The organism is Pseudoalteromonas piscicida, assembly GCF_002208135.1.
Classification (GTDB): Bacteria; Pseudomonadota; Gammaproteobacteria; order Enterobacterales; family Alteromonadaceae; genus Pseudoalteromonas; species Pseudoalteromonas piscicida_A.
On sequence record NZ_CP021646.1, the window covers coordinates 1,242,927 to 1,268,958 of the forward strand.

22 protein-coding genes and 4 pseudogenes are annotated in these 26,032 nt (G+C 44.5%); 17 read left to right on the forward strand and 9 right to left on the reverse strand.

Annotated elements, in window-relative coordinates; all coding sequences use genetic code 11:
* Positions 1 to 8: 8 nt before the first annotated feature.
* Together B1L02_RS05925 and B1L02_RS05930 are read left to right on the forward strand one after the other, a co-directional pair.
* The gene (locus B1L02_RS05925) at positions 9 to 830 is read left to right on the forward strand and encodes a hypothetical protein (protein WP_088530290.1); all 822 of its coding nucleotides are present in this window, start codon (positions 9 to 11) and stop codon (positions 828 to 830) included.
* 14 nt (positions 831 to 844) lie between these two features.
* On the forward strand, positions 845 to 1,690 hold the full coding sequence (locus tag B1L02_RS05930) for a hypothetical protein (RefSeq protein WP_223191905.1): 846 nt from the start codon (positions 845 to 847) through the stop codon (positions 1,688 to 1,690).
* 17 nt (positions 1,691 to 1,707) lie between these two features.
* Here B1L02_RS05930 and B1L02_RS05935 read toward each other — a convergent pair whose 3' ends face one another.
* A complete protein-coding gene (locus B1L02_RS05935) occupies positions 1,708 to 3,090 on the reverse strand; it encodes a pyridoxal phosphate-dependent decarboxylase family protein (RefSeq protein WP_088530292.1) in 1,383 nt (460 codons plus the stop codon).
* A 524-nt stretch (positions 3,091 to 3,614) separates the two neighbouring features.
* Between B1L02_RS05935 and B1L02_RS05940 the strand changes: the two are divergent.
* The 4 genes and pseudogenes from B1L02_RS05940 (at position 3,615) to B1L02_RS05955 (ending at position 6,786) form a co-directional block, all read left to right on the forward strand.
* A pseudogene (locus tag B1L02_RS05940) lies at positions 3,615 to 4,579 on the forward strand (PLP-dependent aminotransferase family protein).
* A 41-nt stretch (positions 4,580 to 4,620) separates the two neighbouring features.
* Positions 4,621 to 5,202, forward strand: coding sequence for a nucleoside deaminase (locus B1L02_RS05945; RefSeq protein ID WP_088530293.1), 582 nt, complete (start codon positions 4,621 to 4,623; stop codon positions 5,200 to 5,202).
* 155 nt (positions 5,203 to 5,357) lie between these two features.
* Entirely contained in the window at positions 5,358 to 6,107 is a 750-nt protein-coding gene (locus B1L02_RS05950) for a substrate-binding periplasmic protein (RefSeq protein WP_088530294.1), read from the forward strand.
* 85 nt (positions 6,108 to 6,192) lie between these two features.
* Complete coding sequence (locus B1L02_RS05955) at positions 6,193 to 6,786, forward strand: DUF998 domain-containing protein (RefSeq protein ID WP_017216006.1); 594 nt, start codon at positions 6,193 to 6,195, stop codon at positions 6,784 to 6,786.
* Here the strand turns inward: B1L02_RS05955 and B1L02_RS05960 are convergent.
* From B1L02_RS05960 to B1L02_RS25075, 5 genes and pseudogenes are all read right to left on the reverse strand, one after another.
* Positions 6,776 to 7,423 carry a tRNA (adenine(22)-N(1))-methyltransferase TrmK gene (locus B1L02_RS05960; RefSeq protein ID WP_088530295.1) on the reverse strand — a complete coding sequence of 216 codons (648 nt, stop codon included), beginning with the start codon at positions 7,421 to 7,423 and terminating at the stop codon, positions 6,776 to 6,778. The genes B1L02_RS05955 and B1L02_RS05960 overlap by 11 nt on opposite strands.
* A gap of 17 nt (positions 7,424 to 7,440) precedes the next feature.
* Positions 7,441 to 8,472, reverse strand: a complete 1,032-nt coding sequence (locus B1L02_RS05965; protein WP_088530296.1) for a DUF2955 domain-containing protein — start codon at positions 8,470 to 8,472, stop codon at positions 7,441 to 7,443.
* A gap of 1 nt (position 8,473) precedes the next feature.
* Positions 8,474 to 9,537, reverse strand: a pseudogene (locus B1L02_RS05970) (HlyD family secretion protein).
* A complete protein-coding gene (locus B1L02_RS05975) occupies positions 9,530 to 10,015 on the reverse strand; it encodes a MarR family transcriptional regulator (protein WP_088530297.1) in 486 nt (161 codons plus the stop codon). The pseudogene B1L02_RS05970 and the gene B1L02_RS05975 overlap by 8 nt, the downstream one beginning before the upstream one ends.
* 93 nt (positions 10,016 to 10,108) lie before the next feature.
* Positions 10,109 to 11,085 (reverse strand): annotated as a pseudogene (locus B1L02_RS25075) (TDT family transporter).
* 103 nt (positions 11,086 to 11,188) lie between these two features.
* On the opposite strand from B1L02_RS25075, the gene B1L02_RS24310 reads away from it, so the two are divergent.
* From B1L02_RS24310 to B1L02_RS06005, 6 genes and pseudogenes are all read left to right on the forward strand, one after another.
* Positions 11,189 to 11,518: a LysR family transcriptional regulator gene (locus tag B1L02_RS24310; RefSeq protein ID WP_232003147.1), complete on the forward strand. Its 330-nt coding sequence runs from the start codon at positions 11,189 to 11,191 to the stop codon at positions 11,516 to 11,518.
* Positions 11,512 to 12,057 (forward strand): LysR substrate-binding domain-containing protein, encoded by a 546-nt coding sequence (locus tag B1L02_RS24315; RefSeq protein WP_232003148.1) that lies wholly within the window; start codon positions 11,512 to 11,514, stop codon positions 12,055 to 12,057. The genes B1L02_RS24310 and B1L02_RS24315 overlap by 7 nt, the downstream gene beginning before the upstream one ends.
* A gap of 118 nt (positions 12,058 to 12,175) precedes the next feature.
* The gene (locus B1L02_RS05990) at positions 12,176 to 13,039 is read left to right on the forward strand and encodes a DUF417 family protein (RefSeq protein WP_088530298.1); all 864 of its coding nucleotides are present in this window, start codon (positions 12,176 to 12,178) and stop codon (positions 13,037 to 13,039) included.
* Positions 13,040 to 13,346: 307 nt separating this feature from the next.
* Positions 13,347 to 15,451, forward strand: a pseudogene (ovoA, locus tag B1L02_RS05995) (5-histidylcysteine sulfoxide synthase).
* 52 nt (positions 15,452 to 15,503) lie between these two features.
* Positions 15,504 to 16,610, forward strand: coding sequence for an aminotransferase class I/II-fold pyridoxal phosphate-dependent enzyme (locus B1L02_RS06000; protein WP_088530299.1), 1,107 nt, complete (start codon positions 15,504 to 15,506; stop codon positions 16,608 to 16,610).
* 74 nt (positions 16,611 to 16,684) lie between these two features.
* Complete coding sequence (locus B1L02_RS06005; RefSeq protein ID WP_088530300.1) at positions 16,685 to 17,248, forward strand: YSC84-related protein; 564 nt, start codon at positions 16,685 to 16,687, stop codon at positions 17,246 to 17,248.
* Between the two features lie 55 nt (positions 17,249 to 17,303).
* Here B1L02_RS06005 and B1L02_RS06010 read toward each other — a convergent pair whose 3' ends face one another.
* Positions 17,304 to 18,509, reverse strand: a complete 1,206-nt coding sequence (locus B1L02_RS06010; RefSeq protein ID WP_088530301.1) for a Bcr/CflA family multidrug efflux MFS transporter — start codon at positions 18,507 to 18,509, stop codon at positions 17,304 to 17,306.
* Positions 18,510 to 18,739: 230 nt separating this feature from the next.
* Between B1L02_RS06010 and B1L02_RS06015 the strand changes: the two genes are divergently transcribed.
* Positions 18,740 to 19,537 (forward strand): M48 family metallopeptidase, encoded by a 798-nt coding sequence (locus B1L02_RS06015; RefSeq protein ID WP_088530302.1) that lies wholly within the window; start codon positions 18,740 to 18,742, stop codon positions 19,535 to 19,537.
* 28 nt (positions 19,538 to 19,565) lie between these two features.
* Here B1L02_RS06015 and B1L02_RS06020 read toward each other — a convergent pair whose 3' ends face one another.
* Positions 19,566 to 20,072 (reverse strand): M48 family metallopeptidase, encoded by a 507-nt coding sequence (locus tag B1L02_RS06020; RefSeq protein ID WP_088530303.1) that lies wholly within the window; start codon positions 20,070 to 20,072, stop codon positions 19,566 to 19,568.
* Positions 20,072 to 20,839, reverse strand: a complete 768-nt coding sequence (locus B1L02_RS06025; protein ID WP_088530304.1) for a DUF72 domain-containing protein — start codon at positions 20,837 to 20,839, stop codon at positions 20,072 to 20,074. The genes B1L02_RS06020 and B1L02_RS06025 overlap by 1 nt, the downstream gene beginning before the upstream one ends.
* 275 nt (positions 20,840 to 21,114) lie before the next feature.
* On the opposite strand from B1L02_RS06025, the gene aspS reads away from it, so the two are divergent.
* The 4 genes from aspS (at position 21,115) to ruvB (ending at position 25,171) form a co-directional block, all read left to right on the forward strand.
* Positions 21,115 to 22,899 (forward strand): aspartate--tRNA ligase, encoded by a 1,785-nt coding sequence (aspS, locus tag B1L02_RS06030; protein WP_088530305.1) that lies wholly within the window; start codon positions 21,115 to 21,117, stop codon positions 22,897 to 22,899.
* 123 nt (positions 22,900 to 23,022) lie between these two features.
* Positions 23,023 to 23,544 carry a crossover junction endodeoxyribonuclease RuvC gene (gene ruvC, locus B1L02_RS06035; RefSeq protein ID WP_010605128.1) on the forward strand — a complete coding sequence of 174 codons (522 nt, stop codon included), beginning with the start codon at positions 23,023 to 23,025 and terminating at the stop codon, positions 23,542 to 23,544.
* Positions 23,545 to 23,546: 2 nt separating this feature from the next.
* Positions 23,547 to 24,164, forward strand: a complete 618-nt coding sequence (ruvA, locus tag B1L02_RS06040; RefSeq protein ID WP_010377584.1) for a Holliday junction branch migration protein RuvA — start codon at positions 23,547 to 23,549, stop codon at positions 24,162 to 24,164.
* 2 nt (positions 24,165 to 24,166) lie between these two features.
* Entirely contained in the window at positions 24,167 to 25,171 is a 1,005-nt protein-coding gene (gene ruvB, locus B1L02_RS06045) for a Holliday junction branch migration DNA helicase RuvB (RefSeq protein ID WP_088530306.1), read from the forward strand.
* The last annotated feature ends 861 nt before the right edge of the window (positions 25,172 to 26,032 follow it).

The following is a 26,032-nucleotide window of genomic DNA, read 5'->3' on the forward strand; positions in this document are numbered from 1 at the left end:
GAACGAGTATGCCAACACCTCAACCGGGCACTGTAGTGAGCAATGCACAAACCAGAGCGGCTAATTTAACGACGACAAACAGCAGTGAAGTGCCAGCGACTAAACAATTTGTAGTGAATGCCACCGGCAACTTATTTATTGCAAGTACGCTAAACGGTACCGCAGGTGGAAGTGTATTGCCGCAAGAAGCTGAAAATGCATTTGGTGAAGTTAGCGTATTTTTTGCCGCGCTCACAAAAGCGATGGCGGAAGCTGGGACAAGTCTGTACGACTACGATGCACTCAATAAATTAGTCTCAAGCTCGGGACTGTTTGTCAAAGTAACAGATAGCAATATTCAATTTGAAAGTAAGCAAAGTGGCGTCACTTTATCAAGCCAATTGATCCAAACTTTACTTGGGCTCAGTGGTAATTTAGCCTCCATAGGTAAATCATTGATGGATATGATCGCTGGTATGGGGCAAGCCTCGGTGAGTATCAGTGCGAGTTCTGACAACCAAGATAAAAAGGTCGGGACGATTATTTTTGTGTGTGAATATTTACTCGGGGCAATTTCGATCGCGCCCATTGTCATTTCAGCTGATGCCAGTGATGTAAAAGCCATTTGGCAAGCGGGTCCTTGCTTACAAGGTGGGCATACAGACGTGCAGTTAAGTCTGTGCAAATCTGTATATTTGTTTGTGCCACCGGCATTTGTTAAGCAAGCAGCATCACTAAACGAAGCTATGTCTGATCCAGAATTTAATAACCTAATTGAGTCGATGCGCAGTGTCATAACAGCACCTTCGCAAAGTGCTTCAGCTAACAAAGCGGCGAAAAAGGACAGTTAATGTGTTGGGAGTGAATGATGTTCTCAACTTGGTTTAGCAAGCAAGATAAACCGTCAAAACCGCAATCACAGCCAATATATACTCCAATCACTAAACATTATGTGTTTAATGAAACGGGTAATATCATGTTGTGTGCAACGGCGGATAGCATTCAGAGCTTTGACACTGACTTAAAAAGTGCATTCGTTGATATCAGCGTGTTTTTTGCTGCGATGACAAAAGCGGTGACGTCGACAACAAACCCAGTGACGGGTAAGCCGTTTTCAATATTTAACTATCAAGCCGTGAAAAATATTTTGGTAGAGTCAGGGCTTTTCATTGAAACTAATGTGGAAGAAGGCACTTTTAGTCACGATGGCGTAGGTAATACGCTCGGCAAAGCGCTATTTCAGCATGTCTTAAATAGGGAGTTCTCTGAAAAGCAGCTGCCATTTGCCAAGTCTATGTTTAATGGTATGCAATATCAAAGCGCGAAGACGGCAGAGCAATCTGAGATGACGGAAGCGCAGCAGCAGTTGTGCCGCAGTGGTAGCATCTTTTTTATTGGTGAGCTGTTGATGGGCGTGCCACAAACGTCTGCAATTTTGCTGAGTATCGAACCACAAAGCATTACCCAGTTGACAGGCGATACCGAGCGTGACTGGCAGGACTTATTTTCGCTGGCTGGGTTAGATGAAGATAAACATCAGCCCAAGCACATCGTGCGTCATTGGAAATTTAAAAAACGTACTTATCTATTTATACCACCGCAGTTTATTTCTCATGCGGTGGCTGGACTTGGTGAGCAAAGCAATATCGATTTTGAGGAATACAGTCGCAAATTGGCGCAAAGTATTACTCCTAACCACAGCGTTAGCTAACTTCAAATATTATAATCTTAAAGCGCCTTAGCTAATTCGGTTAATGCGCATTTAGCTATGTCTAAATCAACTTGCTCCGTTTGCCAATTACTGAGCGCAGCACGGATCACCTTCTGTCCTTGCCAACTTCCTGGGCTGACAAATATACGGCCGTCCGCATTAATGGCATGAAGGAGGGCGGTTGTTGCTGCGTCGTCTTTGCCGCTTGGCTTGAAAAGCACCACGTTCAGCTCTCCGTAGTAGACTAATTCATAGTCTGGAGAATCAGTAAACCAGTCTGCAAGCTGTTTAGTTTGCGCAATATTTTTACTTACCCATTGACGGATCCCGTCTTTACCATACGCAAGTAATGACATCCAAACGGGTAATGCCCTAAATCGACGAGAGTTCTCTACACCCATCGAAAAAAAGTCGGGGTCGGCTTTTGATGTGACTAAGTAAGGAGCTGGAACGTCGCAGCTTTCAACCAAGTAGTGCAAATGACGAGTGAGAAAGATCCCACAGTCGTATGGAACATTGAGCCACTTGTGTGCATCCAAGGTAATACTATCGGCTAACTCAAGCCCCTTAGTGCGACCTTCTGAGCCAGAAACCAGACGGTCGAAAATGCCAAATGCAGCATCAACATGCAGCCAAGCTTGGTGTTTATCGCATAGACGGCGGATCTGCATTAAATCGTCAAAATTAGTGCCAGTAACTGTGGCGGCACTAGCGATGACAATTTTTCCTTTGGCGTTACTTGTTGCAAGCGCTGACTCAAGCGCTGCAATATCCGTAGCTTCATTGCCTACTTGCGTTGCGACTCTCGTGATTTGGTTACGGCCTAGGCCTGCAAGACCAAGCGCCTTAATCATACTCGCGTGGGGCGTCGCGCAAAAAACCTCGACTTCCAAACCGAAGGCTCCATCTTCTGCCACATTGATCCCTTGTTGATGCCCTGCAAACTGGCGTGCTATGACTGCACCTAAGTAATTTGCCGCTGTCGCCCCTGTAGTAAAAAGGCCATCAAAGCTTGCTGGTAGGTCGAATAATTCGGTTAGCCAGCGAATGGCTTGCCGTTCTATATTGGTCGCAATGGAGCCATCACCCTTCGAGACATTTTGGTCATAGGTTGACACCAGCCAATCGGCAAAGGTGGCAACAGGCGTTGCGCCGCCGGTGACAAATCCCCAATACCTAGGCCCAATACTGGTGCTTAAGTTTGGCACTACTTGTTTACTAAAAATCTCTATCAGAGACTCAAATTCAATTCCTGATTCTGTGAGTGTGAGGTCGGGCGGAGCAATATCTCGACCTGCGACTGGGCGGCTATTACTAGACTGTATAAATGCCTCGGTAAGTTTAGAAAATTCAGTGAGCAATTGGGGTAATGCTTGCCATTGGTTGTGTGTCATCGTCATGTGCCAATCCTATTTGTAAACGAATACTGGAATTACAGTGTAACTTCGGTAAAAATGCAGTACAGATACAGAATTCTTGGTTGTTAAGGGTACAGATGGCGAGGAAGTTTATTACATTAAGTGAGCAGGTGATTACAGAGATAAACGCCGGTGAACGTCAAGTCGGTGAAAAAATGACTTCACTTAGGATCTTTGCCAAGCAGCATGGCGTGAGCATGAGTACTGCAATTAGAACCTACGAGGAACTACAGGATAATGGCTTTTTAGCTTCTCAAGAGAAATCTGGTTTTTATATTTGTAAACCGAAAGCGAAAAATAGTGACATTGACTTTGCCACGTTTACGAGTGAAGTGAAATCGCCTAAAAGTGCGTTAAGACCCTCTGTCGTAGGGCTCAATACGATGTTATCGACGGTGCAAGTAGCGCCCGAGTTGATGCCCATAAATCGCTTGACTAAGTTTATAAAGCAAGCGTTCGACTCTCCTCAGTATCACCATTTTCATTATCCAAGCGCGATGGGACTGATGTCGCTTAGAGAGAATTTAACCAAGCACTTTAAACAAAAGGGGTTGGCGCTGAATCCTGATAATCTCGTGGTGACAGGCGGTTGTATTCAAGCCGTGATGGCGGGACTGCAGGCTGTTACAAAAGCGGGAGATTGTGTGGTGGTGCCATCACCATGTTATCAAGGTTTATTGCAACTGCTTGCGACGCTACAGCTCAAGGTGATTGAGGTCCCAACGACGCCCGAAGGACTCGATCTAGAAGCCTTGGAGCAGGTAGTGACAACGCAAAGGATATCAGCGTGTTTGCTTACGGCAAACCACCAAAACCCAACGGGCACAGTCTATCTGTGCAACAAAAAGCATGGCTTGCGGATTTTGCTGCGCAGTATCAAGTGGCGATTATTGAAGACGACGTCTTTGGGGAGCTGAGCCATAATCACACGATGCCTTTACCGATAAAGGCGTGGGATAAAGCCGGATATGTAATTTGGTGTAGCTCAGTGTCTAAGACGTTAGCGCCGGGCTTGCAAGTTGGATGGTGTGAAGCTGGGCGTTATCAAAGCCAAGTGGCCGCGCTCATGCAGGCATTTCACGGCATGCCAAATCAATGTTTACAAATGGCGGTATCACGCTTTATTGAGACAGGACATTACCAGCGCCATTTACGGACGCTTAATCGCACCTTAGCGGCACACTGCTTCGCTTACCAAACCTATTTGAAATCGCGTTTACCGAAGGGCTGTAAAATATCTTCCCCTCAGGGCGGAATGGCATTATGGCTGAAACTGCCTAATATTGATTGTGATGCTCTCGCTTTGCGGCTAGCTGAACTTGGGGTCGAAATTCGCCAAGGCAGCTTATTTACAAGCCGAGAGTTGTATCAAGACCATCTGCGGATCAATTGCGGTTGGCCGCTTGATGCGGCAAAACCTTGGCTAGATAAGCTATGTGATTGGGTACTTCATAATTGCGCCAAATTATAGTGTTAAGCTCGGATCCTATAAAAACAACAAGGAATTAAAAAATGACTGTATTACTCAACGCAGAGACCCAAGTAAATAGCGAAGCGCTCAATGCCATTGCACATATGCCAACCAAGAGTCTTGGCGTATTACTCGATAGCAACTTTACGCGTAAGCTTTGCGATAAAGACTTTATGCGCATCGCTGTTTTACTGGCAAAAAAGGGTTATGAAGAGGGCGGTTGCCCAATTGGTGCGGTTATTGTTGATAACGAAACCAATCAAATTGTAGGTAAAGGACATAATACGCTAGTACAAGAGAGCCACCCATATAACCATGGTGAAACCTCGGCAATTCGAGATGCGGGACGGATTGATTTTAGTAAAACCACTTTGTATACCAGCCTAAGTCCCTGTGACGTATGCGCAACGTTACTCTATATGCGTGGTTTTCAGCGAGTCGTGGTTGGGGATATCACTAATGCTTCAGGCAATGAGCCGTTACTTGAAAGCAAGGGCGTACAGGTCGATATTTTAGAAGATGAGCAAGGTATTGCATTGTATCAACAATTTCGTACTGAGAAACCAGAACAAGATTTAGAAGATTGGCAGGGTCTGGCAGCGGTAAACGCAGGTCATAAGTAGCTATCTGTACCCATGGCGAGGTAAAACCATTACTACATGATGTACTTGATTATCAAATGAAATACTTTTGAGGCAATCTAGCCATTGCTGCGGATTGAATTGCAATGCAAACACGGGCACACTGACCGAATGATTGTTTAATTTATTGAGATAAAATGATCCGGAAAATTTTATTCCTAACGACGTTACTTGCATCAACCAAAATAATTGCTTTGCCGCAAGAAACGGTGCATTTTGTAGCGGAAGATTTACCTCCCTATCATTTTATTAATGGCCAAGGAGAAGTGGATGGTGGCCTAGTTGAGCTTGCTCAAGCGGTGGCAGATAAAGCTAATGTTACGGCTAAAATAGAAATAATGCCGATGGCACGTGTGTTACACGAATTAGAAACTAAACCTAATGTGGTGCTGTTGTCTTGGCTGAAAACACCAACTCGAGAAGTCTATTTCCGCTTTTTGGGGACTATGTGCCATACGTCCGCATCACTCATTGGCCTGAAACAATCTCAAACGCCAATAAACGATCTTGACGCTGCAAAGCGGTATCGTACTGGAACCATACGCGGTTATTATAGTGAAACCTTTCTCAAACAAGCTGGCTTTTCTGAAGGCTATGAGTTGGTATTAGTGTCAAACTACCAAAGTCTTTGGAATTTATTGTTTAAGGGCAGGATTGATTTTGTGCTAACCAACACTCTAACACTCGAGAAAGAACTCAATGCCCTTAAACTGGACCCACAAGCAATTGAGCATAAGTTACTTCTTGAACATTTCCCAAGTGAGCTGGCTTTGGCGGTGAATGCAGAATTTCCCAATGAGCTTGCGAACCGTTTGCAGTATGCACTAGCGGAATTAAGTCAAAGTGGCCAGCACCAAGCTATTTTGGAGCGCTGGAAAATACACTAAATTGAATGCAACTGCTTGGTTTCGTATGTTCCTAAATTAGTATAAAGTGTGTAGACATGAATTTAGCGCATTAAGGATAGGCGTGATGCTGCAAGAGTTGGTGAGTTATTTTGGCATACTAGCAAGTATATGGATGCTGGTAGGGGTATATGGCGTTGCCAAGCGTTACCCAAATTATAGTCACAAAAATCAATTTTGTAGTGAGTTAGGCGCCAGTGGTAGCCCAACAGAGCGATTGTCTCCTGCAGTTAATAATTACCCCTTAGCCCTGCTATTTTGTTGTTTCGGTTTTTATATCATCTTGGTACCTGAAGGGAGCTGGGCGTTAGGCGTTATTGGTGGTTTGATTGTTTGTCATGGTCTAGCAACCGCTGTTGCAGGTTTCTTTCCTATGGATCCCGACCCATACACAACCTCTCCAAGTCGGGCGTGTCATATTCATTCTTTCGCGGGCATGGTAATGCTATTAAGCTTGCTCATCGCCCCTTTATTGGTTTGGTTTGTAAGTCCTTTAAACTCGCTATTTGCTTGGTTTTCTACTGCTTGTGTCCTTGTTTGTGTGGGTTTTAGCTATCAGCTTGCAAAAGCGTATAAACAGAAGCGAAATAGTGGGCTCTATCAGCGATTAAGTTATGGCACTCAGCTAGTTTGGCTGAGTGCGCTGTGTTTTATAGTGTAAGATGTTGATAAGCCGATAAAATGGCTTGCGCTTCGGGTTTGCCTTTGGCGACTCGCGCATAATGATCCAGCGTTTTCTCCAAATAGCGTTTGGAAAGCGCGCCTTGCTGCCAAATTGCTTCGCCCAATGGGGTTATGGCAGTGCCTGTCTTACCCGAAGTGAGATAGAGCACTTCGTAAATACGTCGATTTTCTTCAACCAGTGACTCATGGACCACCTTAAGTGGCAGAGATTGTAAGGTTTGCCTCAGGGAATAATGATGATGAACTGGGCAAAGCAAGAAATCGACCTCATCACGCAAATCATTGCAAAGGCTTGTCATCAGTGTCGCGGTTAAGTCGCCGCCAACACCTGCGATGATCACTAACTGCCTGCCTAAGTATTGCGTAAGAGGGAGCTTCGCAACATCTAGGGTGTAAAGGCTATAGCGCGTTTCAGCTTCTGGAAAGAAGCATGTGAGATCCTGCTTCACTTTTGCAATGAGCGCTGGGACGACATCAACAAAATGTATGTGCGCTTGGCTCGAATGTAAAAATTGTGCGCCAAGCTGGCCATGATCGCAGCAGCAGTCCCAAATATGTTGATAGTCTTGGGTAACAACATCATGCAAAGTCTGTAAGCGTTTTCCAAGCTTCAAGTGGGTTCCTCTTTTATTCAGGCATAGGAATGGTGGCGCGTTGCACTAAAGTGATTAAGTAGGCGATGAATAAGGTAAATCGCACAGAGACTTACCGTAATAGCAACGCTCACTGAACTGAAGCGATACAGTGCGCTATAAATTAAATCTTGATTTGGCGCGAGAGACTGACCAAACAAGATCCCAAAAGTGGTAATAATACCAAAGCCTATTCCGGGAGCACCACCACTAAGCAAGTGGTAGCGACTAAAAATGAAGACCAAGATCCATAAAATCAAAATTGGAAAAAGTAAAATTTGGCTATAGGTTTGCAGTAGGATTTGCGCTGCTAACGCCAAGTTACAGCCTATCAGCGTGCCAACTGCGCGTTGCCAGCCCGCAGTGCCTGCCGCCTTCCAACTCAGTGGAAAGAGGATTAATATTGATGCCGCTTGGGCGGAAACGGAATCTTGTAAATCTAGTATTTGGAATACCATAAATGAGAGTGTGGCTACGGTGGCGCACAGTAAGACTTCATGGCGAATACTGGCAGCATCTTTCGCTGGCCGGGGTGGTAATTGACGCACAGCAACGTCCGGAAATAACCAATGCATTACATAAGCGGTTGCGATACTAATGATAATAGCCAGAGAGTTACTGGCTATGAGTGAATATAAACCACCGCTGGTTGAAGCATAACTGGCAAAATGGAGTTGGATTGATAGCCCCACCACACTCATTGCACCAAATAAGAAGTTAACGCCTTTGCTCATTTGCAAAAACAAAAAGGCAAATAAGGCAAAGGTGAGTAGGGACATTAACGCAGGGTGGAAGCCAAATAGCCCTTGCAGTACTAATACTGAAAAGGCACAGACCAACCCACTTAAGATAAACTGGCGCACTATGTGTGCGTTTAACATAGGTACTAACCCAAGCAGCAGCATGGGATATACGGTAAAAAAGATACCGTATGGCCAGTTAAGCAATTTGCTTAGCGCAAAGCCTAGCGTACTACCAGTTGCAATACGCAGCATCTGTCTCAGGTCATTGGCGTTCAGTTCAACTTTCATATCAATAAACGTAGTGAAGTAGACTGACGAATTTGATTTGCGCTTGTGCAAGGGTTGCAAGCAAAGTGCTTTCAGGCTGGACTTGAACCGTCGCTCTTGCACCACTTGCTAGTAAAGGTAATGGCTCATCAAATGCTAAATGAACGCGTTGACGCTGCGCATCTCGCACCCAGCGGTTGGAGGTCTCAACGGCAGCCAATTGGCCGTCGGCATTGAGCTGTCCATCACTGACGCCGGCAGAAAATTCATGGATCACAGCAGGATAGATTTTGCCCGGTAACGCATCAAAGCTCACTAACGCTTGTTCGCCAAGTTTGACGTGGTAAAGCGACTTTTCTCTGAAATCCGCAGCTAAGTCAACATTGTCCGAAACCAAACTGGTTAGGCTCACACCCGTGCGAGCATAGGTACCCATGGTTACTTGTAAGTTACTAATGACACCATCGTGGGGGCTCGCACTTGGGTATAACTGAGTTGCAATTTAGCCTGCTCTACGGCATTTTGCGCTTGCATTAGTGCAATATTATGTTTGCCGGTTGCACCACGCTTTACTTCAAGGGCATTTAGGTTTGCTTTGAGCGCACTAAGCTGCGACTTAGCCGTCGCAAAATTTGCCTGAATTTGATCTGATTCTTGCGCTGAGATTGCGTGTTGTGTCAACAAAGATTGACTGCGTTTATACAGTCGTTGTTGCTCATCATACTTGGCTACAGCAGCCTCAATTTGCGCTTGCTGGGCGGCTATCTGTGCATCTAATTGTTTGTTCTGCTGATTAACCTCAGCCAAAGCGAGTTCTGCCTTAGCTAATGCTAACCGATACGGTGCTTCATCAATAGTAAGGAGTAGTTGCCCTTGCTGTACTCTTTGGTTATTGCTGACATTCACGGCAAGCACTTCACCACTGACTTTAGGCGTCACTTTGGTTACTTGATGATACACACGTGCCTGAGGCGTCATTGGAATATAGAGATCAGCAAAGATAAAATAGCTAAAGCAGAGTGCAAAAAGGGCGATTGAAACCTTTACGTAGCGGGAAAATTGCTGATCTGGACTAAGTTTACTCACTGGTACTCCCATTTTCAGAAATATTGTCACAACATTGCTGAGCATTGCTCTCAAGTTTCACCAAAGCATGTGCAATAGCATTGAGCTCGTCATCGCTAAGCCCATGATATAAAAGTGCCTTCACTTCACTGATCCGCATCTTTAGCTGCGCTAACTGGGCTTGCCCGTGGTCAGTGAAGTAGATTTTTCGACAGCGTTTGTCTTGCTTATCAATGCGGCGCTCAATGACGTTATTCTCTTCTAACTGTTTCATCGTGCGAGTCAGGCTCGGCATTTCGATATCTAAACTGCACGCCAATTGGTGTTGTGTGCAGCCTTCACCTAAATGATGAATATGCATCATGGCGGTCCAGCGTGGCTGGGTAAAACCGAGTGGCTCTACAGCTTGGGTTACGGCTTGACGGCAAATTCTATGGACTCGGCCTAACTTGCCACAGAGACTGAGATCGAGCGTTTCATGAAATGGAAGTGACGACATAACTTAAGATATATTTACTTAGCATGCTAAGTATTTTAAATTAGTTAGCATGCTAAGTAAATGGTGAGTGTTTAGGTTATTGCAATATTAGTTTTAACTCTCTGAATTGGCGGTGCTTATTTTTAGTAAAAATCGCACATAGTGAATACAAACGTGGCTAATTACAGCGATCGCAACAACAAGTTCAAACCAAACTAGGTACTGCAACACACTTAACCAGCCTGAGCTTAAGTGTTCGCTGCCGGGCCAAGTGACGACTTTACTCATGGCGGTGACGCCGATGACTAATGGAAAGGTATATGCTGCGAAAGCGGGACTAAATGGCAGTCGCAGCAGCTGAATAAAAGCAAGGTATATCGCTAGGGTCATAATAATAGCAATACTCAGTAGGGCAAACACCACGCCAGCCGCTGGCATTGGGTGGACACTTAAATATCCTGCCAAACATAGACTCGCAGGCGCTGCCATGACTGCAATTGTAGGCTGGGTTTGCTGTGGTATGGCACTGCCTCTACACAAACGGTAAATCATGAACGGTAGCAGCAGTAAGTAAAATATCACTCCCAAGTACCAAAGCCCCATAGCCAAAGGTTGCAACGCTGACATGCCGTTAAAGGTAACATCGGCAACGACAAACCCAACAGGGGAATAAACCAACTTGGCACTAGCTGGTTAAGCTCAAAATTGCGGCTGCGAAAATACACGAAGCTGGTTAGTAACCCTAGGTGAAGCACAATGGCGAGTAGCCAAACCACAGTTGCAATAAGGTGAGAATAGGCCGCGATGCTATGAGAAATCACCATGATTGTCATGGCACTGGTTGGTAATACACTCCCAACCACTGGATGCGCGAGATCTGCTCTTAATTGAGCAGGTTGATGAACAAACTTAAGCACTAACAGCAATAAAATAAAGCCAGCCAGAAGTGCACTTAAAGGTTTTAACACAAAAAATGCGGGAAAGAGGTTACTGATACACCAGCCTAAACTAGCTAGCCCAAGAGCAAGACCAGACATAGGGGTGGGGATATTGGCGGTGAGTTTTTTACCATAAGAAAGAAGAGTAGCCATGCGTAATTTCACAACAATTGTTCGGTGAAGGGATAATACGCTTGCGCTTTAATTAAGAATATCTGAATATATTTAAATTAGTGTTCAATAATTCTTAACAGCGATGATAACCCTTAAGCAACTCAACGTGTTTACGGTAATAGTGCAAGAGCGTTCGATCACGGCCGCAGCGGATCAGTTATGTTTAACTAAGGCCGCTGTTAGTATGGCTTTGGCGGAGTTAGAGCGTCATCTCGAGCAACCATTATTCGATCGCGTAAACAATCGACTAGTGATAAGTCCTGCTGGTGAGCTGTTACTACCACATGCTCATCAAGTGTTGGATAGATGCCGCTTTTTAGAATCGTTATTTAAAGAAAACGAGAGGCTGTATGGCGAAATTAAAATCGGTGCCAGCGATACCTTAGGCAATCATTTGCTGCCCCCTTGTTAGCGGCTTTTCAGCAGCAAACTGGGCATACACAACAGCAGTTGTTTATCACCAACACGGCGAGAGTGTGCGCCATGCTTCGTGATTACGAATTAGATATTGGCTTTGTTGAAGGCAGAGTGATAGGCGAAGATTTGGACATCATGCCTTGGTTTGAAGATGAAATGTGCATCGTGAGTGCAATGGATTTTGCAGTAACTGACTTTCAAGCACTGATGCAAAGTCAATCCCGCTGGTTATTGCGGGAGCAAGGCTCTGGCAGTCGAGAGTTTTTCTTAGCGAATATCGCAGCGCAGCTTACGTCGTGGCGAACCGCGTTTGAGTTAAACTCCACCGAGGCGATAATAAATGGTGTTGCGGCAGGGCTAGGTTTAGCGTGTATCTCAAAATACTCCGCTGAACATGCCGTAGCACAGCAACGAATTAAGGCGCTTTCAGGTTTAGAAGCAGCGCCGAGGCAGTTTTGGCTGGTGACGCGTAAAGATAAATTTCAAAGCCCAATATTAACGCGACTCATTGATTTTGCAGCGCACTGGCGTTGAACTGGCCTGGCGACCTAACTACTCAACTCAGCTTGCAATCGGTATAAACTTCACAAACGCTGAACGAACTTTATAAAACCTCGGGTCTTATAGACAATAGCATATTAAGAGGTTAGAGATGTCGTTCATAACTATCGATCATTCTATTTCAGGTGTGTTAGCAGTGAGCTTATTACTGCTTGGCATTTCATTTTTGTTTGGCGCTGGGCCAAGTACTATTTCAGGCACATTTAGCTTTTACGGGTTAACAGAGTGGGTACCCGTTGCTACGCTTGGCATTATATTTGGTTTTGCGTTAATCCTGGCTTCGGGCCTAGTCATTTTACAGCAATGCAAGATTATTCCTGCGGTGTGGCCACTGGCCTTAATCGCCATTATTAGTTTATATACTTTGTTGACACTGCTTGCAGAGAATCGCTGGATTGCAGCCCATGGTGGCTTTCCGGTTATTGGTTCTGGACAAGGGATCATCAAATATTTCGCCTTAGTGCCCATCGCGCTATTTCTTTACTGCCGCCAACATATCAACGAGCGCACTTTAGTGTGGGCGAATTATTTTCCCGTCGCATTGGTTTTAGTCTGGATCGGCGGAATGAAGTTTCTCGAACTCGAAGCCAAGGCAATCGTGCCACTAGTAGAAACTTCACCGTTTATGTCTTGGATGTACGAGTTGTTTTCCGTGCAAGAAGCCTCAAACGTTATAGGCGTTTATGACATTTTGGTGGCAGGTTTGCTCGGCATTGGCATTTGGTTTAATCAGCGAGTCTTGATTAGTATCGCAGGCTTTGGGTGTCTCGCGGTATTTGTTATGACGCAAAGCTTCCTGTTTACCGCCTCGGGCGCGTTTAGTGACATGAGCTTACTTGGCGGCTTGGGACAATTTGTGATTAAAGACTTGTGGTTTATCGGCAATATCATGGTGATTGCATTTTTGACATTAGCGCCCATCCTGCCTGTGTCTGTAGAGCCCAAGGTTGAGTAAATTTCATTGTGATGCAGCCCTGCTGCCAAAAGAGCGTGACCTGAGTTGCGCTCTTTTTATTTAACGTTGAAGCTTGGCATTACATGTCACAGATGAAGTTTTTTCTGAAAATAGTCCTGACGGCAGTGAAAATTAAATGTGAATAAGTTAAGGTCATAAAAAGTTGATATCAGTGGTCTAAGCTAGATTATCAAACGTATACAGCAAGATGCCATCGGTATTCAGTGGCAAAGTGAGCAAAGTTTAAAAGCTGCATGCATTGAAATGGTGTATGTATCGAAGTAGCAAGTTTAAAGAAGATAATTGTATGGAAAGACCAAATACATTAAAGCCAATCTGGCTTTCAGGTGGCGACGTGGAGAAAAAGCGCGCTGAGATCAAAGCATACTTCAACAATAGCTGGCAGCAGTACGAATCATTATTTAGTAATATCAACAATGACGACGCCTATTTTGTCAAGGCTGAGCGGTTACGGCATCCTCTCATTTTCTATTTTGGTCATACTGCTTGTTTTTACGTTAATAAGTTGATGCTAGGGAAATACATCACTCAACGCGTTAATCCACATATTGAATCTACCTGTGCTGTTGGTGTAGACGAAATGTCTTGGGATGACCTTGATAGCAATAATTATGATTGGCCTACAGTGGCGGAAGTGCGTGCTTATCGCCAACAAGTGAAAGTGCTGATTAACGGGTTAATAGATGAGATGGATATTACCCTACCAATCACTCAAGATAGCCTCGCGTGGGTTGTCTTAATGGGTATTGAACATGAACGTATTCACTTAGAAACCTCGTCGGTGATCATGCGTATGTTGCCGCTGGCTGACTTGACTTTACAACCCGGTTGGGGCGCGTGCGATGAATATGGTGATGCACCTGACAATAGCTTAATTTCGGTAAGCGGTTGTGATGTTCGGCTTGGTAAACCAGAATCAAACCAAACCTACGGTTGGGACAACGAGTATGGGGTACAAGATGTCAATGTGGTGCCCTTCAAAGCCAGTAAGTATATGGTTTCAAACCAAGAGTTTTTAACCTTTGTCGAAGCAGGTGGCTACAATCAGCCTGAGTTTTGGACAGAAGAAGGTCAAGCTTGGCTGGCTTCAACTAAATCAACCATGCCGCGCTTTTGGGTAAAAAAAGAGAGCGGCTTGTGGCAACGAAACTTAGCTGAGGAAATCCCATTACCACTCAATTGGCCAGTCGAGGTTAATTACCTTGAAGCAAAGGCTTTTTGTAATTGGAAATCTGAGCAAAGTGAGCACTTTGTACGCTTACCAACAGAAGCTGAGTGGCAAGTACTGCGGGATAAGCTCGATGCTGATCTGCCGACATGGAGTGAAGCGCCGGGGAATATCAACCTTGAGGTATGTGCTTCAAGCTGCCCGGTAAACCGTTTTGAAACTGAAGGCTTATTCGACATCATCGGCAATGTTTGGCAATGGACGGAAAGTCCGATCGACGCATATAGCGGCTTTAAAGTGCATCCATTATATGATGACTTCTCAACGCCTACTTTCGACGGTAAACATAATCTGATCAAAGGCGGTTCTTGGATTTCTACAGGCAACGAAGCGGTGCGTGATTCTCGTTATGCCTTTAGACGTCACTTCTTCCAACATGCCGGATTTAGATACGTAGAAAGTGAGAACCCTGAAGTGCCTGTACAAAAGGTCAACTTATGTGAAATGGATACTGATGTTGCCAATGCGCTACATAGCCACTACGGCAAGCCTGTTATGCATTTTGGCAATCCATTGCAAAGTGTTGTTTCACAGCTAATGGTGCATTATCAAGGTAATACAGATAAAGCGCTGGATTTGGGTTGCTCGGTTGGTCGCGCAAGTTTTGAATTAGCCAAACACTTTACCCAAGTCGACGGCATTGATTTTACTGCGCGCAATATTCAACACGCGTTGGCCCTAAAAGAAGGCTCGCCGGTACGTTTTGCCACCGAGATTGAAGGTGAAATTGTGGACTTCCACGAAGTGTCGACTTCGCAGTTAGGTTTTAATGAACTCAGCGAGCGTGTTCATTTTTGCCAAGGGGATGGTCATAACCTTAAACCACAATTTGCTGAGTATGACTTAATCTTATGCCATCGTGTTGTGGAATACTTATATTCGCCAAAAACCTTCTTAAGCCAAATTAAATCGCGCTTGAATGCTGGGGGGTCCTTGCGATAAGCTCAGCCTATCAGTGGGATAAAACGCTAACCCAAGCACAAAACTGGTTGGGTGGTTATAAGGTCAGTGGTGAAAATGTCACGGGCCGTGATGGTCTAGACATTTTACTGGGACGAGATTTTGAATTGTTGGCAGAAGACGAAGTGATGTCAGCCATAAGTAAAAACGCACGTAAAGTTGAACTAGAGCGATGCCAACTTACGCTATGGCGTCTTAAATAGTCGTTGATACATATGCCAGCCAAAGCGCTGGCATGATTTTTTAGGTTAGAAAATGGAATTAGTATTACCCGATCACATTAAGTTTAGCCAAAGCTTAGCAGCTCCCATTGATATCAACTTGAGTGATTCCTGTGCTCAAGGCGTCACGCTCAGTGAACTTATTGAGCTTGGTGGAGGCGAACTGCCAGACATTGAACTGGGTTACAATCCGATTGCGGGCAGTGAAGGGCTAAAAGCGGCGATTAAAGCTTATCACTTGCCGACGACTGCATGTGTGGGTCTCACTCAAATCGTGACATTTAGCGGTGCTCAAGAAGCTATTTTCACCACGATGGCACAGTTACTAAACCCGCAAGATGAGGTGGTAGTCTGTACACCGAGCTATCCGTCGCTTGCGAAACTTCCCACGCAGTTTGGCGCTATCGTCAACACGGTACCATTGCAAGAAGAGAACGACTGGCAGTTTGATATAGAAAGACTCAAAGACGCAGTGACGGCAAAAACCAAACTTATTATCGTCAATGTTCCCCACAATCCAACAGGCGCATGCTTGACTGACAAAGAAGTTGGACAAATACAGCTCCTGGCAGAGCAGTGTGGTGCTTACATTTTGAGTGATGAAGTATCCGCACAGAGTTGTGACGATGACAGCGCCGTAAGTGGCCGTTTTTCCGCTTATCCGAGGTCAATTACGTTAGGCGTATTATCCAAAAGTATGGGGTTGCCTGGCATACGTGTAGGGTGGGCAATTTGTGGTTCGAAAGCATTGGCAGATACCTTGCTGGCAGGTAAAAGCTACTTAAGTATTTGCGGCAGTAAAGTGGATGACCTATTGGCGACGACCGCATTGCAACACAGTGAAACTATCTTAGCGCACAATGCGAAAGTCATTGCAAACAACGTCCAATTGATGCGTGAATTTGTTAGTTTATACTCGCAAAAAGTAACTTGGGTTGAGCCTCAAGGAGGAGTGTTGTCTTTGTTGAGGATAAACGCAGTAACGGACTCATTCAAGTGGTCACGTCAATTTTCGGAGGCCTCAAAAACCCTGTTGTTACCCGCAAAATTATTTCTTCTGCAAAGCGAGTGCCACTTTCGTTTAGGAACGGGTAAGCGTAACTTTGCCGAAGGTTTGGCAAGGCTCGAAACATATCTCTAGATTAATCCAGTATTCAAACTAAGCGTCTATGATAGGTAGTGTTATTTTCAATTAATGCAGGAAAGGAAAAACCTATGGTAAACGTTAAACATTTAATGGCTGGCTTTTTGGCAGTCATGCTTAGTGCATGTGCTTCAATGGGCGATGGTGACAAGGTTGAAAAGCAACGCGCTATCCTAGATATGAAAAACGATGTACTTACTCAGCTTTACAGCAAGAAGCCTGATACGCGTTCGCAAATTGCGGCAGCGCCAGGCTATGCTGTTTTTTCTAATGCTAATATTAATCTGCTATTTGTTGCAGCTGGAACAGGTTACGGTGTCGTACACGATAATAGTGTAGGAAGTAACACGTATATGAATATGGCTGAAGGTGGTGTAGGCCTTGGTCTAGGTGTAAAAGATTATCGTATTGTGATGGTATTCCATACTCCTGAAGCGATGAATAAGTTTGTTACTTCAGGCTGGACGTTTGGCGGAAATGCAGATGCTGCTGCGAAAGCCGCTAAAAAAGGTGCGTCAGTAGAAGGCGAAGCCTATTATGGTGATGTTACTGTGTACACCTTTACAGAGAGTGGTTTGGCACTGCAAGCAACAGTAAAAGGCACTAAGTTCTGGAAAGATAAAGAACTTAATTAAGATGATCTAATAACGACTTTATAGAAAAGCCCCGCACGTCGGGGCTTTTTTTATATTACTCTTTGATTTCAGTGGTGATGAGGCTTTTCTCAAAACGCCTATTTAACAATTGGCAGACGATGGTTAGCACAATGGCTGCGAACATAAAGCTTGAGAACGGCATAGGTGATTCAGGAACCGCGAGTGCAAGTAAAGGGCCGACCAAAGCGCCGCTACCAAATCGTAGCGTGCCTATCACTGCAGTCGCAGTGCCGGTTTGATGTTCAAAACTCAGTAATATCAGCGCATCAGCGTTGCTGGCAATGATCCCTAAACTCATCATCAAAGGTGCGATGGCTGATGCGAGTATCCAAACCGAGACTGATTGGCTACTGAGTATGACCAAGAGCGTGGAGCAGACGACACCAATCGTGAGGCCGATATTGAGCATTTTTCTTGAACCAAGTCGTGGTACTAAACGCGTATTGGCAAAGTTACCGAGCATCAATGCAATCACATTCATGGCGAATAACACCCCAAACAGCTGCTCCGACACTGCATAATACTCAAGATAAATAAATGAAACTGAGGTTAAAAAGCAAAAGAATGCAAACGAAGCTAGCATCGAAGAAAGAATATCATAGCGAGCCTTCTTTTGTGTTAATACAATCCGATAGTTTTTCAGGAAAAACGACAAGCTAAGCGGTACATCGGCTTTGGTTGGAATTGCAATACAGAAAAACTGTAGTGCGATGATAACGAGCACCGCATAAACTGCTAAAAACCAAAAAATGGCGTGCCAATCAAAGTACAGCAAGATCAACGCACCAAGAGAGGGAGCAATTAGTGGCGCGATCATCATGATCATAGAGACATAAGACATTCCTTTAGCTGTGTGCTCTTTGTAGTGATAGCGGATCACACCAGGTACAACGACCGTTGCTGCGGCACCACAAAATGCTTGAACGACCCGTAAGAAGCAAAACATATCGATGTCATTCGTTAGCGCAAGCCCAATTGACGATGCGGTAAAGCCGACCAAGCCCCAAATAGCTAACGTCTGTCTTGAGAATCTATCTGCAAGGGGGCCAAACACCATCATGCCGACAGCATAACCTGCTAAATAGCTACTAAGAGAAACCTGTACTTGCTCAAGCGGGCTATTCAAGCTGTCTGCAATCGCAAGCATCGCGGGGAGATACAAGTCGATAGCCAAAGGCGTTATCGCGACAATACTAGCCAGTAATGGCAAGAGTATTGCTGGGAGTGTTGATGACTTCATATGTTGGTATTGTTACCTTATTAATGTTAAGCAGAATAAATACACCAATCAGAGACGCTTGATATGGAGATGGAACTCGGTGCACTAGAGTAGAGCAACGAAAAGACGGCGTTCTGATCAGCAGAAGTTCATGAAAAATTTTTTATATTGTACTAAGTTAGTCTCGTTAAGTGACGAAATTGCGGTAAACTTAGAGAAACTTAAGTTATAAAAAAGAAAAGGAACAAGTTATGAAAAAACTGGTTCTCGCGATAGCTGTGGCGGCAACGCTTGCTGGTTGTAAAACATCGCCTACCGGACGCACTCAGTTAGCACTCTATTCAGAGCAGCAAATGGACCAAATGGGTGTTGCGAGCTTTGAACAAATGAAGCAAGAGCAAAAAGTCGATACTGATGCTAAAACCAATCGCTACGTTAAGTGTATTGCAAATGCCTTAATAGCACAACTTCCTGCAAACTACGCAAACCAGCAATGGGAAGTTGTGGTATTTGAAGATGACTCTGCCAATGCATTTGCGCTACCCGGCGGTAAAATTGGGGTTCATACGGGGATCCTCAAAGTTGCAGAAAACCAAGATCAACTTGCGGCGGTGATGGGCCATGAAGTAGGGCACGTTATTGCTGAACACGCCAATGAGCGTGTGTCGCAAAATAGTGTGTTGCAGTTTGGCCTGCAAGCCGGTGCGGCGGTGCTTGAAATGAATAATATCGAATATCGCAATGCCATTATGCAGGGATTAGGTCTCGGCGCGCAGTACGGTGTCGCGCTGCCATTTAGTCGTTCTCATGAAAGCGAAGCGGATGTTATTGGCTTGGATCTAATGGCTAAGGCAGGCTTTAATCCAGAAGGCTCGGTTGCACTTTGGCAAAATATGGCAAAAACGAGCGAACAGCGTCCACCAGAATTTATGTCGACGCACCCCGCACCTGAAAATCGAATTAAGCAATTACAGGCTAACATGACAACCGCCCAAGCAACTGCGAGCAAAGCGCGTGCGGCTGGTTTTGCGCCAAGCTGTAAACGCTAGTCTCGCATAAACACCAATTACACTTTAGTTAAGTGTAATTGGTGTTGCCTTCAGTCTCACACATCAGCATGAATAGCCGTAACTCTAGCTCCAGTTGATGATAGTGAGGCTCCATATGCTGACAAAGCTTGTAAAATGCCTTGTTATGGTCTTTCTCTTTAAAGTGCGCTAACTCGTGCACAACCAATGCGCGTAGCACCGCCTCGGGAGCGTGTTTTAACTGTGCAGCTATGTGTATTTGGTGTGAGGTCTTTTGTTTTTGCCCGTGTCGTGTGGTCTTAAACGTATGCGTTCCTAACGCATTTAATACCATATTATTGCGCTTCTCAAACTTAGCTTGTGATACCCGTGGGGTATTTTTTAAATACTGTTGCCTCAATCCTTCCACATATTCGTAGAGTAGCTTGTCGCTTTTTATTTGATGCGGCTCAGGATAGCGACTTTTGAAAAAGTCACTGAGTCGCTTACTCTCTATTAATTGAGTGACTTGAGTTTGGACTTGTTCGGAGTAGTTTAAAAAGTAGGGATGGGACATTAAAACAGCGCCTCTTGCTTTGCTTCTTTTTCAGCGGGGAATGGATGGCTTACTTGATGATGTATCTCTAAATCAGCGATAAATTGTCTTGCTAAAAATGGTGCATCAAAATTGTCTGCAGTGTGGAAAAACACATAAGGTGATTTACCTTCGCTAAGCCACTGATTGAGTTTTGTTAACCAAGGCTGATAAAAGTCTCTGTTAGATTCAAGCTGAGAGCAACCAACAAAGCGCAGAATAGGGCTGTCCCCTGTGGCAATAGCATGCACTGGTAATCGCGGCTTTTTTTGCTGTGCATCTACTATCGCAGGGGTACAGGCAGGCTCGCTAAAGAGTGCGCGAGTATCCATCACGATGCGGTTGTAGTCATTTTCGATTAAATATTGGTTGTATCTGCGCTCAGCATCGCCTTTGCGAAAAAAGTCCCAATGCCGTACTTCAACACCAACCTTTAGCGCTTTTGGCAACCAAGATAAGAATTGTCGCATTTTATTTATATGTTCAGGCGCAAACTGCGCAGGTAATTGCAGCATTAATACGCCTAATTTAGGAAACAGCGGTGCCATGTTTTTACACCAAGCCAGTAATTCATCTTGGCAGTGGCTAAGCGCCATTTCATGACTAAAACGCCTAGGAATTTTAAACGTAAAGCGAAAGTCATCGGGCACTTGTTCTAACCATTTTAATACGGTCTGCGGATTTGGATCGGCATAAAAAGTCGTATTGCCTTCAACGCTATTGAAAATTTGGCCATACTCTTTGAGCATATTTGTGGCACTACAATGGCTGGAAAATACTCGACCTTTCCAGTGTGCGCTACTCCATTGTGGGCAACCCAGATACAACATAGTGATCAAAACAACGATTAAATGTGTGAATAGTGTATCAGATCCTTAGATTGAGGATGACAATGCAGCGTATTTTTATATAATTGGCGGTTATTGAAAATGAGTCTTAGCGACTGGCTTACCAATACTGTGAATTCATATTGTGTGGTGAGAAGTGATTAGTCGTAAGAGCAAACTGGACTGACAGGAATTTTATGCGCTCTATATATTGCGGAAAACTAAATAAGAGCCATGTAGATCAGGAAGTTGAACTATGTGGTTGGATCAATAAACGTCGTGACCTTGGCGGCCTAATCTTTGTCGATTTAAGAGATAGAGAAGGGCTTGTGCAAGTGGTATTCGATCCAGAAGTGGAAGGCTTAATGGATAAAGCGAATACGTTGCGCCAAGAGTTCTGTGTTCAGATCAAAGGTGTTGTCCGTGCGCGTCCTGAAAGCCAAGTAAACAAAGACATGGCAACCGGTGAAGTTGAGATCTTAGGTACTGGCTTAACCATTATCAATCGTTCAGAACCATTGCCGCTTGATTTCAATCAGCAAAACTCTGAAGAGCGTCGTCTTAAATACCGTTATTTAGACCTACGTCGTCTAGAAATGAGCGATCGTATTAAGATGCGTGCTAAAGCGAGTAGCTTCGTGCGTCGTTTCTTGGATGAAAATGCATTCTTAGACATTGAAACGCCAGTACTAACGAAAGCGACACCTGAAGGGGCACGCGACTATCTAGTACCAAGTCGTGTTCACAAAGGCAGCTTCTATGCGCTACCGCAGTCGCCGCAGCTATTTAAGCAGCTGCTAATGATGTCTGGTTTTGACCGCTACTATCAAATCGTAAAATGTTTCCGTGATGAAGACTTACGTGCCGATCGCCAGCCTGAGTTCACTCAGATAGATATCGAAACGTCATTTATGAACTCAGATCAAGTTCGTGGCGTGACAGAAAAAATGATCCGCGAAATGTGGCAGTCTTTCCTAGATGTTGATTTGGGTGAATTCCCTGTGATGCCATACAGCGAAGCGATGAGCAAATATGGTTCGGATAAACCAGACCTACGTAACCCGCTTGAGCTTATCGACGTTGCAGACATCGTAAAAGACGTTGAATTTAAAGTACTAAGCGGCCCTGCTAACGACGAAAAAGGTCGCGTTGCAGTATTGGCAGTACCTGGTGGCGCACAACTTTCACGTAAGCAAATCGATGAATACACTAAATTTGTAGGTATTTACGGTGCGAAAGGCCTTGCATGGATGAAAGTGAACGACCGTGATGCTGGCATCGACGGCGTACAGTCACCAATCGCTAAGTTTTTGAACGAAGAAGTGATCAATGCACTGCTTGAGCGCACAGGCGCAAACACAGGCGACATTATTCTATTCGGCGCAGACAAGCGTAATACCGTAAACGAAGCGATGGGCGCGCTACGTCTGAAGATTGGTCTTGATTTAGAAATCACTGACCTTACTAAGTGGGCACCACTTTGGGTTGTTGACTTCCCGATGTTTGAAGAAGACGACGAAGGTAACCTACACGCGGTACACCACCCGTTTACTGCACCTAAGGGCGTAAGTGCTGCGGAACTTGAAGCAAACCCGGCTGGGACACTTTCTGACGCATACGATATGGTACTTAACGGCTACGAAGTCGGTGGTGGTTCGGTTCGTATTCACAACAACGAAATGCAACAGGCGGCGTTTAGAATTCTGGGTATTGAAGAATCTGAGCAGCAAGAGAAGTTTGGTTTCTTACTCGACGCACTGAAATATGGCACGCCTCCACATGCAGGTTTGGCATTTGGTCTTGACCGTTTGGTGATGCTATTGTGCGGCACTGACAATATCCGTGACGTTATTGCTTTCCCGAAAACAACGCAAGCGTCGTGCTTGATGACTGATGCGCCAAGCCCTGCAAACCCAGATGCGCTAAAAGAGCTTGCTATCTCAATAGAAAAGCAGTTAGCAGAGCAAGGTGAAGGCGAGTAAGTTCGTCAACCTGATGTAAAAGAGGCGACTTTGGTCGCCTTTTTTGATCAGATGAACTAGCTTATAACTGGTAATCTATACAGTATTTTGGCATTATAACCAAAAAACAATGAGACGATGCATTTGGCTGTCATTTTAGGAATTGATCCGGGGTCAAGATTTACAGGCTATGGCGTGATCGCTCACCAAGGTGCAAAGTTCCAATATTTGGGGAGCGGTTGCATCAAAGTTGGTGAACACGACTTTCCCACTCGATTAAAAATGATCTATCAAGGGATCACACAGCTCATAGAGCAGTTTTCGCCGAGCGACTTTGCGATTGAGCAAGTGTTCGTTGCGCACAATCCAAGTTCGGCCTTAAAACTTGGTCAAGCGCGAGGTGCGGCCATTGTTGCAGCGACCATGCAGTCAGTGGTTGTGAGTGAATATTCGGCAAGGCAAGTTAAACAAGCCGTTGCGGGTACCGGTGGTGCAGACAAGGCCCAAGTACAGGAAATGGTAAAGCGCATATTAAAGCTGCCTGGCACACCCCAAGCTGATGCTGCAGATGCGTTGGCGGTAGCGATTTGTCACGCGCACTCAAGGCAAAACTTAATAAAAATGGCAGGCGCAGCGCGTAAAACCGTAAGAGGAAGGTTGAGATAACCATGATAGGAAAATTAAGCGGAACACTGTTAGAAAAGCAGCCACCAGAGATATTAATTGATGTTGCAGGTGTAGGCTACGAAGTACAAATGCCAATGACCTGTTTTTATGAATTACCGAGCGTAGGTGAGCCGGTTTCAGTATTTACTCACTTTGTGGTGCGTGAAGATGCGCAGTTACTGTTCGGTTTTAATACCAAGATCGCACGTGCATTGTTTCGAACGTTAATTAAAGCGAACGGAGTCGGTCCAAAGCTCGGACTTGCAATTTTGTCGGGCATGTCAGCGGAGCAATTTGTTAGCTGCGTGAATCATGGTGATGCGACTACTTTGGTTAAGATCCCGGGAGTTGGTAAGAAGACTGCTGAACGCCTAGTGCTTGAAATGAAAGATAAGCTAAAAGACTTTGGCAATGACTTACTCACACCGTTTAGCGATGCTGCTGTACTTGCGCCGCAAGAGCATCCGACAGTAAGTGATACCCCCGCAGATGAAGCAATTGCAGCCTTAATGGCATTAGGGTATAAACAAGTTCAAGCACAAAAAGCGGTAAAAGCCGTTAACAGAGAAGGCATGACGACCGAGAGTATCATTAAAGATGCTCTTAAATCGATGATGTAACTATGATTGAAGCAGATAGATTAATTGAACCCGAGATCCAAGGTAATGAAGATTTAGTTGATAGGGCAATTAGACCTAAATTACTAAATGATTATACTGGTCAGCCGCATGTTAAAAAGCAAATGGAAATTTTTATAGCGGCAGCGCGTTCAAGACAGGAAGCCTTAGATCACTTACTGATATTTGGTCCGCCGGGTTTAGGTAAAACCACGCTTGCAAATATTGTTGCAAACGAGCTCGAGGTTAATATTAAAACGACCTCGGGGCCTGTACTTGAAAAAGCAGGAGATTTAGCCGCATTGCTCACTAACCTTGAAGAAGGGGATGTGTTATTTATTGATGAAATCCATCGTTTAAGTCCTCAGGTGGAAGAAATTCTCTATCCCGCTATGGAAGACTACCAATTGGACATCATGATTGGTGAAGGTCCAGCAGCACGCTCGATTAAACTGGATTTACCACCTTTTACTTTAGTTGGTGCAACGACACGTGCCGGCTCGTTAACCTCACCATTGAGAGACCGCTTTGGTATTGTGCAGCGCTTGGAGTTTTACTCGGTTGCGGATTTGTCTTCGATAGTGACTCGCTCAGCGTATCATTTAAATCTAGAGATCAGCGAGTCGGGCGCAACTGAAGTGGCGCGTCGAGCGCGCGGTACGCCACGAATAGCAAACCGTTTACTACGCAGGGTAAGAGACTTTGCTGAAGTGAAGGGGGATGGCTCTATCACTGAAGAGATTGCACATCTAGCGTTGGATATGGTCGATGTTGATAAATGTGGCTTCGATTATATGGACCGCAAATATCTGCTGGCAATCATAGAAAAGTTTACCGGTGGCCCAGTTGGTCTAGATAACCTTGCTGCGGCAATCGGAGAAGAAAAAGAAACCATCGAAGATGTGATAGAACCATTTTTGATCCAACAAGGCTTTATTCAACGCACGCCAAGGGGACGTATTGTCTCTGACAAAGCCTACATGCATTTTGAGCTAAACAAGCCTGAATAATCTAAGCTGGGTAACGAACAACTTTATTCTTCATAGCCGAGTATTCACTCGGCTATTTCATTTCTACACTCGCTTATCGCAAATCGCGTTTGCACAAATCCATTATTTTGTGTCAGCTAAATTCAGGCAAGATCCATCACTGCTGAAGTAATTTACCTGAGCTTCGGATAATTAATGCCTTTCTAGTAGCCAGTTTTAGCGCTAACTGCTAAACCTCAGGTAAATTTATCTCGACCTGTGTGGGCTATACGTTGCTTAAACTATTTGTAGATTGTCTCGTCCTTTAAACCAAGTGCTAAATAAAAACCGCAAAATGACCGGGTGTTAAAGAAAACGTGGATCGTAATAAGGAGCTTGCACCAAATTTCAGGCAAAAAAAAGCCCGCAAATAATGCGGGCAAAACAACAAGTTGAAGGAAGTAATCCAGGGAACAAGATGAGTTACTTTGGGTTTTATCCACAAAATGCGTCATCTAAGCAATACGAAAAATCAGAATCCTATTGCAAGTAACTGTGCTTTGCTGAAACTTCAGCTGCTCGCTCAGTACAGGGTGTATATTAAAGAGGTTTTGGTGTTTCATCAAACTAGAAAAATTCTTTTTTCAGATAGAAAAAACTAATATCAAAATTTTTATAAAGGCTAAAAAGTGAGCTTAAGTATAGTAATGTATATGTGTAAGTTTATGTAAAATATGGTATTGTATGTTAAATGCGCAAAATATGAATATTAGATAATTTGTTGTTAATTGGTAAGACCAATGTGTTTTTTGAGGTTTTATTCTCTATTTGTGCATAAAACTCCTATTTTATGCAGTTTTAGATCATATTTAGAGGCTGTGTTGGAGAGTGTCGAATTTGCTT